This window comes from Nonomuraea phyllanthi (assembly GCF_006334985.2).
In the GTDB taxonomy this organism is placed as follows: Bacteria; Actinomycetota; Actinomycetes; order Streptosporangiales; family Streptosporangiaceae; genus Nonomuraea; species Nonomuraea phyllanthi.
The window spans coordinates 616,843-633,497 of sequence record NZ_VDLX02000004.1 but is presented as its reverse complement, the minus strand read 5'-3'; the positions used below and the strand labels follow the sequence as shown (position 1 = coordinate 633,497).

Annotated in this window: 11 protein-coding genes and 3 pseudogenes; 9 read left to right on the top strand and 5 right to left on the bottom strand. The window is 66.8% G+C overall.

The annotated features are described in order from the left end of the window. Positions 1–122: 122 nt before the first annotated feature. Positions 123–442: pseudogene (locus FH608_RS54720) on the top strand (IS1634 family transposase); the annotation flags it as partial. Between the two features lie 1,519 nt (positions 443–1,961). Here FH608_RS54720 and FH608_RS14355 read toward each other — a convergent pair. The 3 genes from FH608_RS14355 to FH608_RS14345 form a co-directional block, all read right to left on the bottom strand. Next, positions 1,962–2,570, bottom strand: coding sequence for a hypothetical protein (locus FH608_RS14355; RefSeq protein WP_139630940.1), 609 nt, complete (start codon positions 2,568–2,570; stop codon positions 1,962–1,964). Between the two features lie 113 nt (positions 2,571–2,683). Continuing rightward, complete coding sequence (locus FH608_RS14350) at positions 2,684–8,344, bottom strand: DNRLRE domain-containing protein (protein WP_139630939.1); 5,661 nt, start codon at positions 8,342–8,344, stop codon at positions 2,684–2,686. Next, complete coding sequence (locus FH608_RS14345) at positions 8,335–8,886, bottom strand: hypothetical protein (RefSeq protein ID WP_139630938.1); 552 nt, start codon at positions 8,884–8,886, stop codon at positions 8,335–8,337. The genes FH608_RS14350 and FH608_RS14345 overlap by 10 nt, the downstream gene beginning before the upstream one ends. 455 nt (positions 8,887–9,341) lie before the next feature. Here FH608_RS14345 and FH608_RS14340 point away from each other — a divergent pair. Further along, positions 9,342–10,172: pseudogene (locus FH608_RS14340) on the top strand (IS701 family transposase); the annotation flags it as partial. A 25-nt stretch (positions 10,173–10,197) separates the two neighbouring features. Continuing rightward, positions 10,198–10,397: pseudogene (locus FH608_RS52665) on the top strand (IS5/IS1182 family transposase); the annotation flags it as partial. Positions 10,398–10,661: 264 nt separating this feature from the next. Here the strand turns inward: FH608_RS52665 and FH608_RS14330 are convergent. Next, on the bottom strand, positions 10,662–11,477 hold the full coding sequence (locus FH608_RS14330) for a hypothetical protein (RefSeq protein WP_139630936.1): 816 nt from the start codon (positions 11,475–11,477) through the stop codon (positions 10,662–10,664). A 400-nt stretch (positions 11,478–11,877) separates the two neighbouring features. Here FH608_RS14330 and FH608_RS14325 point away from each other — a divergent pair, with 400 nt between their 5' ends. The 3 genes from FH608_RS14325 to FH608_RS14315 are packed head-to-tail and all read left to right on the top strand — an operon-like array spanning position 11,878 to position 13,388. Then, positions 11,878–12,402 (top strand): polysaccharide deacetylase family protein, encoded by a 525-nt coding sequence (locus tag FH608_RS14325; protein WP_139630935.1) that lies wholly within the window; start codon positions 11,878–11,880, stop codon positions 12,400–12,402. A 30-nt stretch (positions 12,403–12,432) separates the two neighbouring features. Next, the gene (locus tag FH608_RS51445; RefSeq protein ID WP_193318398.1) at positions 12,433–12,936 is read left to right on the top strand and encodes a hypothetical protein; all 504 of its coding nucleotides are present in this window, start codon (positions 12,433–12,435) and stop codon (positions 12,934–12,936) included. Positions 12,937–12,986: 50 nt separating this feature from the next. Continuing rightward, entirely contained in the window at positions 12,987–13,388 is a 402-nt protein-coding gene (locus FH608_RS14315; protein WP_193318397.1) for a hypothetical protein, read from the top strand. A gap of 14 nt (positions 13,389–13,402) precedes the next feature. On the opposite strand, the gene FH608_RS14310 is transcribed toward FH608_RS14315, so the two are convergent. Then, the gene (locus tag FH608_RS14310) at positions 13,403–14,344 is read right to left on the bottom strand and encodes a quinone oxidoreductase family protein (protein ID WP_139630934.1); all 942 of its coding nucleotides are present in this window, start codon (positions 14,342–14,344) and stop codon (positions 13,403–13,405) included. Between the two features lie 96 nt (positions 14,345–14,440). On the opposite strand from FH608_RS14310, the gene FH608_RS14305 reads away from it, so the two are divergent. The 3 genes from FH608_RS14305 to FH608_RS14295 all read left to right on the top strand — a co-directional run bounded on the left by FH608_RS14305 (position 14,441) and on the right by FH608_RS14295 (position 16,570). Beyond that, complete coding sequence (locus tag FH608_RS14305) at positions 14,441–15,322, top strand: LysR family transcriptional regulator (protein ID WP_226899493.1); 882 nt, start codon at positions 14,441–14,443, stop codon at positions 15,320–15,322. Positions 15,323–15,458: 136 nt separating this feature from the next. Then, positions 15,459–15,593, top strand: coding sequence for a transposase (locus FH608_RS54360; RefSeq protein WP_139630932.1), 135 nt, complete (start codon positions 15,459–15,461; stop codon positions 15,591–15,593). A gap of 584 nt (positions 15,594–16,177) precedes the next feature. Next, positions 16,178–16,570 (top strand): transposase, encoded by a 393-nt coding sequence (locus tag FH608_RS14295; protein WP_193318396.1) that lies wholly within the window; start codon positions 16,178–16,180, stop codon positions 16,568–16,570. Positions 16,571–16,655 lie beyond the last annotated feature (85 nt).

The window sequence follows — 16,655 nt, the reverse complement described above, 5'->3', positions numbered from 1 at the left end:
TTCCCGCGGGGCGCTCTGCTCCTTGAGCCGCTGGATAACCGACACCAACTCCAGCAGACCTTCGATACCAATCATCGCAGCTCCAGGCCCTAACAGCTATATAGGTGCACTGTAGAAAGCTGCTTGAGCGGGGCTGGCGCGACATGAAACAGATCATCGACCTGCGGCGCCGGTCTATCACCGGCTCGAAGAACGCATCCGCGCCCACGTCATCCTCTGCTGGCTCGCCCTCCTGCTCATCCGCATCATTGAGACCACGGCAGGAACGACCTGGCAGCACGCCCGCCGCGAACTCAACCGCCTCCACCTGGGCACCTTCACCGGCCCCACCGGGACATTCCGTCAGGTCACCGGCCTGACCAAATCCCAGATCGACCTGCTCTCCAAGCTCCGTATCGACCACCCCAAGAAGATCATCGACCTTCAGACCGCACCCCGCTGACCAGCACCTCCGCCACCGCCTAGAGAAACGCCCTCCAGGCGCCCACACCCATGTCACCCCAGGCCAGACCCCGAATCCGAGCCTCCAGCCCGCTGAATTACGCGGAACGCAGGGAGATCTTCGCCAGACATTTCCCCGCTAATCTCCCATCGCCGACTCGGCGCACCTCCGACAGGCTCACAGATAACGTGCCGCACGCCTTGGCCAGAGAACTGGCGAGACTATTCACCCCCACGACAACTGCTGTCCGAGCCGTGATCCAGAGCCAGGGTGGCGACACAATCAAGCTTTCGAATGTCGGCGCACTCGCGGCCTTGCACTTTGTCGAGCCCAGCGGAGGCTGGAACGCCTATAAGAACTACTGGGACACTTGCAATTCCCCCTTCTCCTTGACCCTGCTTTCCTGGCCTGAAGGTGTGCCAGCCTCCATATCTTGGGACCCCAATGGCGCCCGGACACAGCCTGCGGCAAGGACGTGGGCAAAATCGAGAGAACGCACAACGGCGCATGTCCTGCAACGTCACCTTCTCTTCACCTTTAAGCTCAGCGATCTCTTTCGATATGCCACCGGTGGAAGCAGCGTGTGCCTACACGCAAAGGCGCTAGACCCACATGAGTCTGCAGCCTGTGGGCGTGCACTCATTCCACGAATGCGCTGGTCAAGATGTCCGCTAAACCTCGCCAGCGGCCTGCAGCTTGAAGCGACCTCTACGCCAACTGTCCCAACTTGGCATGTAACGGTGCCAGTTCTCTACCTCCCAGGATTCAGCAACGAGCGTCTTGAGCGTGAACTGGATTCTCATCACGGGACTACCATTTTGTGGCTCCTTAGCCCGTATTTCTACCGTGATCCCCGGTTGATAGAGGACGCGGAAGAGCTCCCTAGCCGCGTCCAGCAGCCTCTCATCTCCCCTCTTCTAAATATGTGGCGAGCGTGAATGCTTTGAGGCGTCCACGGGCTCTTGGATGAGCTCTACGACTATGCCATAGATTAAATTAAAGTTGAATGGCCACTTCCGGCGACTGTCGACGCCTGCGATACCGACACGCCCCGGAACCGACTCTCGATACCTCGATATATCGAGAATTAGAATCTAAATGGTAGACCGACCTTATTTGAGATCAACGGTCAGCCCTTTCCGCAGGGCACTATACCGGTTAGCATCAGAGGCGATTAGCTGCCCTGCAATCAAGCCCGCTACGGAGACCTGAAAGCTACGGCACTAAACTCAGCGAGGAGAATGTAAGCAACCGACCCCGTGCAGGAACGCCACAAGGATCGCGACGGAGCCGGTCTCGATAGGATGATGCCGACCGTGATCCCGAGCTCGTCGGCGGCGATCTTCGCTATGGCCAAGATCGCCTTCAGCAGAAGTTGCAGATGGCGGTCGACCACATCCAGGCCGGCGCGGGCACCCACGCACATCAGCAACCTGGCACGACTCGAACCCGCCCTTGCCATCTCAGATGAGTCGACCAGCGGAGTTTAGGGCCGGGCCATCCCACCCACTCCGGCCTTTTACGACTCCTGAGCTTCTTCCGCTGACAGGAGGCGGGCGCAGATCCGGGTGGAGGAGAACCACTCGCGGTCGAGGAAGCGGCCGGTGATCCGTCCGGCCATGCAGAGGAGAAGGTGAAGCTCCTCGGTGCTTCGCATCTCGAGCCTCAGTTCGAGACCCTCCGCGTGCACCGCGTACTCCGGCACGCTCACCGGCGCGCCGCCCTCGCGGTAGGGCGGATCGATCTCGTTGACGAGAGCGCCGTCCTGATATAAGTACAGGTGGTCGAGCTCGCCCAACTCTCCGTTGTAGAACACGGTGAGGAGCCGTCGTCCTCCTGCGCTGAGTTCTTTCGCCTGCGCAGTCGTGTGGAAGCCACTGAGCCAGAGGACATGTGTCCAACCGGGTGAGTGGGCCCCGATCCAGACGACCTGGTCGTCGATGGAGTGCAGGTGGTCGTTCATGGCTTCGGCGAATTCGCAATGCACGCGCGAGCCGGGGTCCACGCGCAGCCGTCGCGCCGATTCCTCGGGGTCGTCCCCCTCGACCCACATTCCGACGAACCAGCGGCTCAGCCCGAATTCCTGCAGGAGATTCCATTGATTCTCCGCGGGCAGCGGCCCGGTCATGTCGCCATCGCATTCTCCGCCGCACGGCGGGCACCTCGAGGAAGGAAAGCGGGTGGTCACCGGCCGACCGGCGACCACCCGCCAATATACCGCGTGCGGCGGACTGTGTTCGGCTAATCCACGACCATCATCCAGAACGGACTGTCATCCGCATTGTCGCCGATCTCGTCGAGGGTGAGGCGATACTGGGAGTAGAAACTCAGGAGATGTCCGCCGTGGCTGCGGTTCTGATGGAGGTCGATGCCTCGTAGCGAATAATGCAACTTGTCCTTGGCCGCGCCTTCCTTGGTGGACGCGTAGGGATATTCATCGCAGTCGTAGACCCCGGTGTAATTCTCCTTGAACTTCTCCTCGTATTCATAGTACTTGCAGTAGTTGGTGGTCCTTGCCGCGCGCCAGAACTTCTGGTCGTCCGTGCCGTAGTCCGACCAGAACTGATGCTTGGAGAAGATCGCGCGGTTGGCTTCTTCCTCGGCCGCGCTGCCCCGGTGCAGCGCCTGGCCCGCCGGTGTGTTCGGGGCCGCCTCCCAGTTGCCGGGAACGGCCTTGGACAGCAGCGTGCCAGCCTTTTCCTTGGCCGGCGGATATTCGGGGTCCCGTGATGCTGTGGTGTCGCCCTGACGCAGGGGCGGATAGGTCTTGATGTTCGCGGCTGGATCCATCGCGTCCTCGATGTGCTTGATGACCTCGACGAACTGCGGGTTCGCCTTCTTGGACATGGTCCAGATCCGATTGGCCCGGGTGTTGACGCATCTTCCGGTGTGGTCGGGCACACCATCATCGACATTGTCGGATTTCCCCAGTGTCTGCCAGTCGCAGCGGAAGTTGGGCGCCCACACGGTGCCGGCCGCCGGGGGCGGATCCCCGTTCCGGTAGACACCGATGCGCTTGCCCTCCCGGTCGAGAACGTCCTGCGACCACAGACGTCCGATGTAGCCGACACCTCCGATCGAAGTGATGAGCGGTTTGATGGTGCATACGGCGTTCTTCTTGTCCGCACCGGGATAGCCGCGGACCATGACGGTGACGTGACTCGTCGACTCCCAGCTCGAAATCGACTTCAGGTGGTCGCTCTCGCCTTCGACGGCGCACCGGGAAGAAGTCGATGACGATACCGTCAGGTCGAAGCCGATGTTCATCTGCTGCAGCCCTCGGTCGAACCTGGTCTGCCGCACTCCGTCTTGGAAGATCCCGAAGTCCTGGAGGCGCACGAAGGCCTTGACGTGCTGGGGCTTCGTGGTGCCGTCGTCGCCGACGACTCCGTCGCCGCTGGCGTTGCCCAGATAACTGTGCATCACCCAGGTGGCGCGGAAGGAGAAGATCATGTCATCGGTGAGCGAGTCGACCGCCACATCGGCGATTTTCGCCGCGGCCTTGATGACCGGATGTTTGCCGCCCTTCTTGAGCTTCTTCGTGGTGTCGTCGTCGTCGGCGTAAGCGCCAATGGTGTAGTAGGACGACCAGCAGGATGAATACGGGTGCTCCTGGATGCGGGCCATCTCAGGCTTGCCGTAGACCGGAGGCGTTTTGTAGCAGGTCTCCAGCGTTATGTGGTCGCTGCTGAAGTTGGAGACGGCAGCGTCGGCCTTCGGCGTGGCCGCATCGGGCGGTGCGAGTTGTGCCGGCGAGCTCTCATTTGCGGCGTCCGCGCGGGAGAAGAGGGCGGCGACCTCCTCGTCCGTGAGCAACCGCTGATAGAGGTCCACCTCGTCGAGGTCGCCCCGCATCCGCGTGCCCACGGTCATGGCGGAGTCGGCATGCCACGGCGACACCGTGAGCGGCTCCGACTTGACCAAGACTCCGTTGAGGTACAGCGAGACGGTCTTGGTTGCCGCGTCGTACCCGCCGGCCAGGTGGAACCACTCGCCGATCGGTGGTTCGACGCCGGACAGGACGCCCTCGGCTGTCGCGTCCGCGGTGTCGGCGCCGGTGAGGGTGAACACCAGCCCGTGGTCAGGGGTGTTACCGAGACGGAAGGGCGCCTGATGAATGCCCTTCTGTTCCAGGACGGTGTAGTCGCCGTCCTTGTCACTCCAGCGCAGCCAGGCGGCGGCGGTGAAGCTCTGGTCGGTGCGAATCACCGGTCCGGCGGTCCGGACGAGGGGCTCCTCTCCGGGCAGGGTGACGTCCACGGTGACCGCTTGCCAGTCCGACCAGGCTGATGAAGAGTCACCGGCGATGGCGCGCAGCCGCCAGCGGACCTTCCACCCGTCGGCCAGCTTGCCGGCCGGGACGGCGATGTCGGCCTGGGTGCCGGAGGTGACGGCATCCACGGCACCGGCCCAGATCTGGCCGCTGCCCTGATCTCCGGGAGCGGCCGGGTCGTGCTCGATCTCGGCTTCGGCGCGTAGTGCATGGCCTGCCGGGTGGGTGAGGGTCGCCTGCAGCGTGGGGGTGAGCTTGGTGGTCACCGTCACGCCCTCCACCACCTTCGACGGGGTGATGGACAGGCCCGTAGCGGTGGGCTTGGGCAGGCTAACGGTGAAGGATTGCCATTCCGACCAGGCCGAGGCGGCGGTGGCCGAGACCGCACGCGCCCGCCAGCGCACCTTCCACCCGTCGGCCAGGACGTCCGCCGGGACCGCCAGGCTCGCCTGAGTGCCGACGGGGACGTTGTCGGCTCCTCCGGACCAGATCTGACCGCTGCCCTGACTTTCAGGGGCGGCCGGGTCGTGCTCGATCTCTGCTTCGGCTCGCAGCGGCTTGCCTGCCGGGTCATTCACCTGGGCCAGCAGGGCCGGAGTGCGGGTGGAGGTGACGGTGGCGCCGTCCACTTGCTGGGACGGGCTGACCTGCAACGCGCCGACGGCCGGCTCAGAGGGCGGGTCCGGCACGTCCACGGTCAGATTCTGCCATTCCGACCAAGGCGAGCCGACCGTGGTGACGGTGTTGACCGCGCGGGCACGCCAGCGCACCTTCCAGCCATCGCTCAGCCTTCCGCCGGGAACGGTGGCCGTGGCCTGGCTGCCGGAGGTGACGTTGTCCACGCCCCCGGTCCAGATCTGGCCGCTGCCCTGACCTTCGGGAGCGGTCTGGTCGTGCTCGACTTCGAACTCGGCCCGCAGCGGCTGGGCGGCCGGGTCGGTGACCGTGACGTGCAGAGCCGGGGTCAAGCTCGTCGCCACCGTTATGCCGTTCATCACCTGGGAGGGAGTGACCTGGAGAGCGCTCACGGCCGGGTTAGGCACGTCGACGGTGGCCGTCTGCCAGTCCGTCCACGCCGAGGTCGACGATGCGGCGGCGTTGGCCGCGCGGACCCGCCAGCGAATTTGCCAGCCGTCGGTGAGCGTGGCGGCGGTCACCGTGCTGCCCTGCAGTCCCAGGGTGTCGAACCGCAGATGCGTGCGGTACTTCGAGCCGTCCGAGATGGTGCCGGCCATCAGATACTCGTTGTCGAAGTAGGCGGGCGTGTCCGTGTCGTAGGTGCTGACGTCCACGTCGGCGGCGAGCGGCAGCATCACCGCAGCGGCCACCCGCACCGGATAGGTGGTGCCGGCATCGGCCAGGAACTTCTGATCCGGCTTCACCACCAGCTCCGTGTGGCCGCCCTCGGTGACCAGGTCCATGCCGACCGCACCGTGCTTGACCGACCCGGGCCGGTTCTGGACGCCGCCGTCCGACACGAGCGGTCGTGTCCCTGCGGCGACCAGCTTCTTGTCCTTGCTCTTCAGCAGCAGCCGGCCGCCCTTCCCCTGGGACGGGGTCAGACCCTCGTCTTCGACGCCGATCCGCAGCTTCACCTGCTCGGCAGGCCGCTGGCGCAGCACCAACTCATGCCTGAATCCAGCCGGCAACGCCGTAATCACCAGGTCGGCTCCCACGCCGGCGGCGTTGGTGTAGGTGGCGACACTGCCCTTGACGGTGGGCTTGGGCAGTGGTGTCGGCCACCGCAACGCGTACGATCTGCCGTCAACGGCCATCTTCACGAACGGGTCCGTGCCGCCGGCGGAGAGCTCCACGAGCGCGCCCTCGACAATCGTCTTGGGCCGCAGCTTACCGCTCTGCTCGATCAGAGTGGTGTCGATAGATGCCCATCCGCTGCCCCGCCTGGCCCGTACCGGACCGGCGGTCACCTCGATTTTGAAGCTCTTCCCGTCAGGCTGGGCGTGGGTGATGCTGGTCGCGGTCGTCTCGTCGGCGACCTCGACGGCCTTGCCCTGTGCGGCCGCCATCCGGGAAGCGGCGATCCGCGCCTGTGACGGCACGTTCGAGACCGCGTTCCCGCTCTTGCCGGCAATCCACGCCGCGGTGTCGTTCAGGCTCGCGTGGTGCTCGTTCCCGGAGGAGTCGGCAGCCGTGCGACCGTCTCCCTCGTCGAACGTCCACTGCGCCGCCGACTGCTTGAGCGTGGTGAAGGACCAGGTGTACGGCACCATGGTGTTCTCCCACGAGTCCATCGCACCCGACAGCTCGACCGTGTAGGTGGCTCCCGCCTTCAAGGGCTGGTCCGGGTCGAAGGTCAGTACCGTTTCAGTGCTGTCGTACGTCAGTGTCCCCACCGCCGGGGCGCCCGCGGCGTCCTTGACGACCATCTGAGCCTCACCGACCGGCTCCGAGAAGGTGGCCTTCACCAAGGTGTCCCGAGGGACGTCGACGGCACTGTCCGCCGGCTCGACCGCGATCACTCGCGGAGCGCCGTTGTCCTCACCGTCGCCGGTGCCTCCGATGCCACTCTCGTCAAAGTCGAGTTGGTCCGTGCCGACCTGGTACTCTTGACCGTCACGTTGCCCGGCGACGCGGGCGGCCACTTCCTTGCTTATCGTGACGTCCTCATCGCCGCCGAGCGGCTGATACATCGACATGGCGATGGCGTCCTCGTACTCGGGAAGATTCGTCAACTGCGTGCCGGTCAGCATGACGACTTCCTCCAGGGGGCCTTCCATCTCGAAGTCCACCGTGAGGATGGGCGGGTGCAACGTGCCCTTGCACTCTTCCCGCGGGGCCGTGGTGCAACCGCCGGCCTCGTCCGTCCGGTAGCGCCGCCAGTTGGTGATGTCCGATTCGCTGCCGGCAGCGAGCTGGATGCCATAGTTGGGAGCGCCGTCGACCCATGCCTGCACGATGTCGTCGACCGAGTGGATCAGATCCCAGGCGTAAGCCATCGAACCGGTGCAGTCGTAGTCGCTGTAGGCGCCGTACTCCGTGTCCGCGCCCACGCTGGTGACGGACGGCTGGGTGTTCCAGGTCAGCGACGCCTCCTCCCAGTCGGAGGTGATCTGACGCGCCGTGATGCCGGAGCCCACGTGCTCCCCGCACGCGTTGGAGTAATAGTTCCACAGGATCAGGTCGGCGTTCTCCACCTTGGCGCCCGCGAACTCATCCGGCACGTCGGGGAACCGGAGGTAGGTCCGCCAGCGCACGTCTCCGCCGTTGGACTTGCCGACCAGGACTCGGTCGAGGCGGAAGTTGTCCCAGCTGTCCTGGTACTCGTAGTCGTTGACGAAGGTGTCCTGGCCGCCGAGGTGATACTCGCTGGTGTCGGTCTCCCACCAGTCGTTCACGGCGGCGGCCATGGTCACCGGGTAGGTGACCATGGGGTCGGCGAGGAAAGCGGGGTCGGGCGTGAACACCAGGACCTCACCATCCCCGGCGAGCGTGACGGCAGCCTTGCCCACCTTGCCCGCATCGATCGGGGCTGTCGCGTCAGCGGCTGTGGCGTCCTGTAGCAGGGTCGGCCGCACCTCAGTGAGCGTCTTGCCATCCTTCCCCACGATAGTGGGCCGGCCGGCGGCGTTCTTCGCGAAGGACAGCCCTTCGGGCAGGTCTACAGGCATCCGGAAGGAGACCGGTCCTGTGGGCCGCTCGGCGATGATGACCTGCTGCTGAAAGCCGGTCGCGGTCGCGTCACCACCAGGTCGCGGCCTTTGCCGTAGGCACCCGGGTAGGTTGCGGTGTCACCCTTCAGCCGGGGCTCGAGCAGTGTAGACGGCCAGCTGATCTTCGCGACGGCATCGGCCGCCTGGCTCTTGAGGAGGGTCTTGTCCCGGCCCGCGGACAGGACCAGGCCGCCGTGTGCGGCCATCGGCTTGATGACGCCATCCGCCTCGACAAGCGTGGTGTCGATCGGCTGAAAACCTTCGCCGTCGGCGTCCTTGACGCGGATCGGCTGGGTGTGCATCTCCATGTGGACGGTTTTGCCATCCGGATTGGCGTAAAAGGTGGCGCTCTCCGAGCGCATCGACTCGATCTCGACGCGCTTGTTGTTCTTCTTAGCCTGCGCCAGCGCCTCATTGGCAGGCGTGGTCAAGGCGCTCGGCGGCGACGTCGCGGGGGTGGGGGATGGCGTGGGGCCCTGGGCGATCGCGGGCGCGCTCATCAGTGAGAACGGCAGCGTCAGAGCGGCGATCAGGGCAGCGTGGCGCCGCGTCCGAGCCGATAAGCCGGACGCTGATCGTGGTGTGTTCACTCATGCCTTTCGAACAAATGTGAGCAAAACGGGTTGATCATCACATGGGCCGCGACTGAAAGTAAAGATCCTTCCGGTCACAGCCGAACCGGTCTCCGTGATCACTGACGGCGTCGCCGGTCAACGGTGCCCCACATGAGATCAACCTCCGCCCAGCCCGCGTTCCGCGTAATTCAGCGGCATGGAGGTCCGAATACGGGCTCTGAATTGGGCTGACATGGGTGTGGCCACCTGGAGGGCGTTTCTCTAGGCGGTGGTGTTCGTGCTGGTCAGCGTGCTGCAGGTTTCAGGTCGATGACCTGCTTGGGGGCGGGGACGGCAAGCTTGGCGAGCAGGTCCTGCTGGGGCTTGGTCAGGGCGGTGACCTTCCCGAACACACCTGGCTGGCCGACCGCGACCGTTGCCAGGCGGCCGGCGTCCCGGACGAGGCAGCCTTCGCCACCAAGCCAGCCCTGGCCACCGCCATGGTGCTGGCCGCGCTGGAGGCCGGCGTGCGAGCGGCCTGGACGACGGGCGATGAGGTCTACGGACAGGACCCGCGCCTGCGTGCCGCCCTGGAAGCACGCCGGATGGGCTACGTGCTGGCCATCGCCGGCAACCGGCGTGTCGATCTGCAGGGCGTTGTCCTGAGCGCGGCTGAGGTCGCGGCGCGGGTCAATGATCGGCACTGGCACCGCTATCGCGCCGGTCAGGGAGCCAAGGGCCCGCGCTGGTATGCCTGGGCCTGGGCCCGCATCGACGAAGGCGCCTGCGATGGCTATCGGTGGCTGCTGATCCGGCGCAACCTGACCACCGGCGAGCTGGCCTTCTACCGCTGCTACGCGCCCGACCGGCAGCCGCTCATGGCTCTGGTCAAGACCGCCGGTATTCGCTGGGCGGTGGAGGAGTCCTTCCAAGCCGCCAAAGGCCAGGTCGGCCTGGACCACTACCAGGTGCGCGGCTGGAGGCCCTGGCACCGGCATATCACCTTGGCCATGCTCGCCCTGGCCCTGCTGGCAGCCATCGCCGCCGCCCAGCCGCCCAGCACCGCCGATGACCGCATCTCGCTGACCCTGCCCGAGATCCGCCGGCTCCTGGTTGCACTCGTCCTGACCCGGCACCACTCCACCACGAACGTTCTGCGCTGGTCAGACTGGCGCCGCCGACACCAAGCCAGAGCCCGACACTGCCACTACCAGCGCAGATCCGAACCATGATCGCGAAGTGTCACTGGAGTACTAGCGCCGCTGGCGGCCCATGGTCGAACGCGTCGTGGCCTGGCTGGTCCCCCGAGGCAACCGCCGCCTGCGCTACCGCGGCACCGCCGTTGACACAACCGCTGGCTCCACCACCGCACCGCCGCCCTCAACCTCCGCCGCCTGGTCAACCTCGGACTCACCCACACCAGCGGCTTCTGGACCTTCGCTCCGACCACGCCCTAACAGGAGGGTGAGCCAGCTGATGCCGACTCACCCGCCAAGATCTTCAGAACATTCCTAGCGAGCGGCGCCCACGCGGCTTGGCGTGACGTTCCGTTCCGGGCTCATCCGGACGGCGCGCTCTTGCAGAGGCCGGCGAGTTGAGGCTTGCCGATTGCCCGCAGCACGATGAATGATCGCTCGATCGGCGGGGCCGGCTGACCGGCCCCGCATGCCCGGCCGGACCCCGCTGAACGCCCGGCCGGGACCTACCCCACCGGCAGCACGTCACCCCGGCGGCACCTGGCCGTTCTTCGCCACTGGCACACCCAGCTGCACGGCACCGGTGAGCGTCGCCCGCTCCGGCGGCAACGACCCCAGCACCGGGTTCAGGTGCCGCAGGCTCAACGTCACCGGCGCGATCGCCGGAGCGACCGTGTCGAACTTCTCCAGATCCACCCAGCGCACCACCTGCAGCACCTCCGGCGGAATGACGTCTCCACCCTTCTGCATCGGCACGCACAGCTGACGGGCGTAGGTCACCCGCACCGTCGCTGCGGGAATCTGGTCGGTCAGCACCGGGTTCAGCTGCCTGAGGTTGAGCGCCCGGTTCATCGGCGTGTTCGGGGTGACTCCGTAGCACAGCAGGTCGATGTGCTGCACCAGCCGCATGACCTCCGCGGGCGGCGCGACGCCGTTCTTCGCCACCGGCACGCACAACTGCTCCGCCCTGCCCAGCACAACCTCCGTACGGGGCAGGTCCTGCAGCACCGGGTTGAGATGGCTGAGCACCAGCGCCTTGCCGGGCGCCGGGGTGACGACCCGATAGCAGGCCAGGTCGACGAACCTGACGAAGTCCAGCACCCCGGGCGGCGGGATGACGTTGTTCTTGGCGACCGGTACGCACAACTGCTCACGCGCGCCCAGGGTGACCTGCTCGATCGGCAGACCCTCGAGCACCGGGTTGAGGTGCCGCAGCGTCAGCCCGACGGCCGGCGGCTGGTACGGGTCGGTCTTGAAGCACTCGAGGTCGAGGTACGACACGAAATCCTTCGGCGTGGGCAACGCCGGCGCAGCGGCCGACGGCGCGGCGACAAATGCCATGATGACAATTCCCAGAGCCACGGATAACGCGCGCCGGATCGTCGGCCGGACGCGCCGGAGCCCGCTGACGGGTCGGTCCACCGTTCCTCCATCGGTCGTGGTTCCTCCTGGTCACCCCTCACTTTCTGCGCACCATGGAGCCTTGACAAGATTAGTGACGGCTTTTCGCTATTTCTCAATCGACGCCGGGCTATAAGTGCCGCCCATAACCGCCCCGAGAACCATCTGGGCATTTTCCGCACATTCCCCCCGAACAATTCGGGCGGTGCGGTATTCGGGCCGTTCCGCCGCTCGTCCCTTCCCCTGGGGGCCGTGCCGCTGGAGTACGCCTCGGCACTGTCGTTGATCTGGTCCTCCTGGAGGGCTCCCTCCAGGAGGGCCTCAAAGAGACCACCCCCACATGACGCAGCTCACCGCCGAGCAGCAGGACGCGCAGATCTCCCGGACTCACGACGTCATCGCGCGGGTCACCGGCGCCACGCCCCGCCTGTTCCGCCCGCCCTACCTGGAGACCGACGACGGGCTGCGCGCGGCGGAGCGCCGGCACGGCCTCACCGAGATCAACGCCGACGTGGAATCCCAGGACTGGAACAACGCCACCGCCGACCAGATCGCGGAGAAGGCCAGACAGCTGCGGTCCGGGCGACGTGATCCTCATGCACGACCGGCCAGCGAACACCGTACAGGCCATCCCGCAGATCGCCGCCGACCTGCGCGAACGCGGCCTGTGCGCCGGAAGGATCTCGCCCTCACCGGCCGGGCGGTCGGCCCCGGCGACGCGTGCGCCGCCGCGTACCGGACGATCGCCGCTCGCGACGGCGCCTTCCGCGGCGAGGTCGTCGTGACCAACACCGGCAGCACCCCGCTCGACGACCGGCACGTCACGCTGGCCCTGCCCGCTGGGGCACGGATCAGCGCCCTGTGAGACGGCATCGCCACCGGCAACACGGGAACGGTGACCGTCACCGGCACCCACCACAACAGCGCCGTCGGGCCCGGCAGGTCCACCGCGTTCGGTCTCACCGGCACCGGCACCGGGGACGGGGCCGTCGCGGGCGTCACGTGCGCCGACCCGTCCGGCGACACCCTGACCAGCGCCCGCACCGCCGGCCGGGTCGAGGACCTGAGCGACAGCGTGCGCTACACCTGGCCGGGCATCACCTTCGAGGGCCGCTTCCAGGGCACCGGGGTCGGGATCGCGCTGAACGACGCCGCCAGCGACTACGGCGTCCAGATCGACGGCGCCGCCCCGATCACGCTGCGGACGCCCGGCAGGACCACGCACTGGGTGACCGGCCTCGGCGGCGGCGTGCACACCGTACGCCTCGCCAAGCGGACCGAAGTCGCCCCCACGGCCACGCTCGTTGGCGATGTCCGCGTGGGGCCGAGGGCGCGCGTGATGTACGGTGCGATGCTCGAGCCGAGGGGTCTCGGATCGAGATCGGAGAGGCGGCGGTGATCTGCGAGAACGTAGTGTTGCGCGGATCCGCGGTCGCTGGCGATCAGCCGGTGCTCGTCGGCGACCACGTCTTCGTGGGGCCGCACGCCACGCTGCTGGGCTGCGAGGTTGGCAGGTGCAGCTATGTGGCGACCGCCGCGACGGTCCTGCAGTGCGCACGGCTGGGGGCCGGCTCGGTTGTCGCTGTCGGCGCGCTCGTCCATGCGCGTACCGTGTTGCCGGACGAGTACTTCGTGCCGCCGCACACCGTGGCGCTCGACGCGCCGGTGCGGCTGCCGGCACCCGGCGATCCGGGCCTGGCCGAGGCCGTCAGGCAGGTGGGCTTCGCACAGGTGGCGTTCGGCGTCGACACGGAGTGGACCGACCGGATCAGCAGGTACGAGCACATCGCGGAGGTGCGCGTCGCCGAGTTCGGCACGCACGCCGACGACGAGGTTCTGAATCCCGGCTAGGCGGGGAAGAGGCTTCACCTCACCCGGAGGATGACCTTGCCGGTAGTGCGGCGGGTGACCAGGGCGGTGAGGGCGGTAGCCGCCTGGTCGAGAGGGTATTCGGCGCCCACCAGAGGCCGGATGTGGCCCGAGGCGGCCAGGGCGAGCAGATCGTGGAGCGGCGCGGCGGCACGGCTGCCGGGCAGACGGAGATGGGCACCCAGCCAGTAACCGCCGACGGCGATGTTGCGCTCGCTGAGAACCCCGGGGTCAAGGGGAGCAGGGTCGATCCCGCCGGAGGTGCCGTAGGTGATCAGGCGGCCGAAGGGGGCCAGCGCATGAGGGGCTGCCGCGAAGACCGGGCCGCCGACGGCGTCGAGGATCACGTTCGCTAGGGCGCCGCCGTTGGCTTCGCGGATGCGCTCGGCGTAGCCGTCGGCCTCGCCGGCAATGGCGGCGTCCGCGCCGAGCTGGAGGACCAGGGCACGCTTGTCGGGGGTGGAGGCGGCGCCGATCACACGTCCGGCGCCGAATTCCCTGGCCAGCTGGATCGCCAGGTGACCGACGCCTCCGGCTGCCGCGTTGACGACAACGGTTTCACCGGGGACGATCCGCGCCGCAGTACGCACCAGATGCCAGGCGGTCAAACCCTGAACCAGCAGGGCGAGCGCGGCGCCCGCAGGCAGGTCCTCGGGGATCTCGACCGGGTCCTTGACCAGCGCCTTGGTGGCGAAGCCACTGCTGGTGAAAGCGAGCACGCGACGTCCGTCCGGGCCTCGGCCGACGACCTCTCCCCCGGGGACGAACGGCAGCTGCGGCGGCAAGTAGGCGCCGCGCAGGCGTTCGGCGTCGGCGAAGTTGAGACCGGCGGCCTCGACCTCCAGAAGGGTTTCACCGGGGCCCGGCGTCGGGTCGGGAAGGTCAGCGGGGGTCAGGACATCGGGTTCGCCCAGGCGTTCTGCAACCATTGCTCTCATGCCGACAACGCTAGGAGCCACACGATTGCGCAGGTAGCAGGTGCCGTTTGTGGATGAGGCGGAATGTATGAAGATCTTTCATACGTTGCCGCTCGTGTGGATGACTTGAGCGTGGCCGAGCTGCGCGTGCTGGTGGCGCTGGACGGCGAGGGCAGCGTATCGGCGGCAGGGGTACGGCTGGGGCTGACGCAGTCGGCGGTCTCACACGCCCTGCGCGCGGCGGAGAAGAAGATGGGCGCGGTGCTCTTCCGACGCGGACGAGGTGGCGCCACGTCCACGCCCGCCGGACATGCCGCGGTCGGGCACGCCCGGCGCATCCTGAGGCAGATCGAGGTCATGAAGGTCGACACCCATGCCGCCGCGCGGGGCGAGGTCACCGGAGCGATCCGGGTGGCGGCCTTTCGCAGTGCCGCCTTCCACCTGCTGCCCAGGGTGCTGGTGCGGTTCGGGCAGCGGTACCCGAAGATGACGGTGACCGTACGCATCGTGCCTGACCTGGGACGGGGGATCGCGGGAGAGGTGGCGGACGGGCGCGCCGACGTCGGAGTGGTCTCACTGCCGGTGTACGTGGACGGGCTGGTGACGAAGGAGCTGTACGCGGAGCCGTACCTGCTGGCTTTTCCGGAGGGGCATCCGGATCCGCGGTCGCTGCCCATGATCGATTGGCATGAGAACTGCGCGAGCGAGACCCGGCGCTGGCTGGCACGGCAGGAGTGGATCCCACCCGGCGACATCACCGTCGAGGACGACGGGGTGGTGATGTCGATGGTGGGGCACGGACTCGGTGCGGCGATCGTGCCCAGGCTGTCCACGGTCGGTGCGCCTGCCAAGGTCGCGACGGCAGGGCTCGGCGACGGTGCGCCGCAGCGCCGCGTGGGATATGTGACCACGCCGGAGCTGACCGGATCGGCGATCATCCGCGACCTTCTCGGCGAACTGCGAACCATGAAGGGCGTGCCCAGCCCCGTCGGCGGTTGAACCAGCGGGCGGCCGCAGGAGTTGAACCAGATGGCGAAATGACCATAGTTGATGATCGCGACGAGTAGGTGAGGTGCCCAGCAGTCTCCGGACAGTCGACTACATAAGCTGACAGAAGTCTGGAAGAGGTAGGTACGTGACGAGGTGTCGCAGGCAGTTCTCGCCCGAGTTCAAGGATGAAGCCATTCCCATGGTCCTGGAGGGCGATCACACGGTCGCGGCGGTGACTCGAGAGTCCGGGATCAGCGCCAGCACCCTGGGGGCTGGGTGACCCGGTAACGGGTCGTGCATGGCCCGGAGGAGCAGCCGGTCTCCGGACCGGAGCGGGCCCGGATCCGGGAACTGGAGCAGGAGAACGCCGAGTCGAGAAGCCGACGTTCTTGAAAAAGCTTCTGGCAAGCGCCGAGTAGCAACGATTGGCCGGCAGCCTGGGACCGGCCGACCACCTGGCGGCGGCCGCGCGATACACGGACGCACTGGCATACCGGGGACCGGCACCTGCACGGGGAACCCGGGGACGATCACCTGTTCGGGCCGGACAAAGTGCACCCCCTTGACGATGCACTGCGACGTTGGCTGGACGGCCATCCGGAGGATGTCGCTGCACTTCAGGTTGCCCGCCAACAGGGCCCGCTCGCGGTCACCCACCGCACTGGGCGCAGAAAAGACTCGCCCGGAACCGCGCGGCGCTTCGACTCCGTCTGGATCAGCAGCCACTGGACGGTACGGCGGATCCAGCATCTCTACGATGAGGGCATCGCCGCGGGCAGTGATCACGCCCCTGTTGTCGTCGATCTCGACTTGACACCCGATCCAACGCCAGGCTGACAGACGCGCCCATTGCGGCAGATGAGGATGCGCAACGAGGCCTGGCCGGCCGCGCAGCCGACCGCCTGGCGCGACCAGATCGCCGTGGTGGCCATCGACATGAGCACCTCCGAAGCCAGGGCGGTGCGCACCGCGCTGCCGCACCCCCATCTGGCCGTCGACCACTTCCATGCGATCCAGGCCGCCAACAAGGTCATCGATCTGCTCCGCCGCCGCGCCTGCTACGGCCGTCGCGGCCGAGCCGGGGATCCGGAGTACGGCATGCGACGCACGCTGCTGCGCAACTGGGAAGAGATACCCGAGACGCGGGCGAACGCGATGTGGGGGTCTTCCTGGCCGCCGGAAGCGATGGCGAGCAGGTGCTGGCCTGCTGGGTGGCCAACGAACAACTGCGCGCCGTCGATTCATACGTCAGCTTAGACACACCGCTACTCAAGTGACCAGCCCGAGCAAATATGCCACTTTATAACAGGAGTATGCGTGCTTGAATTCGATCGAAAGTGGA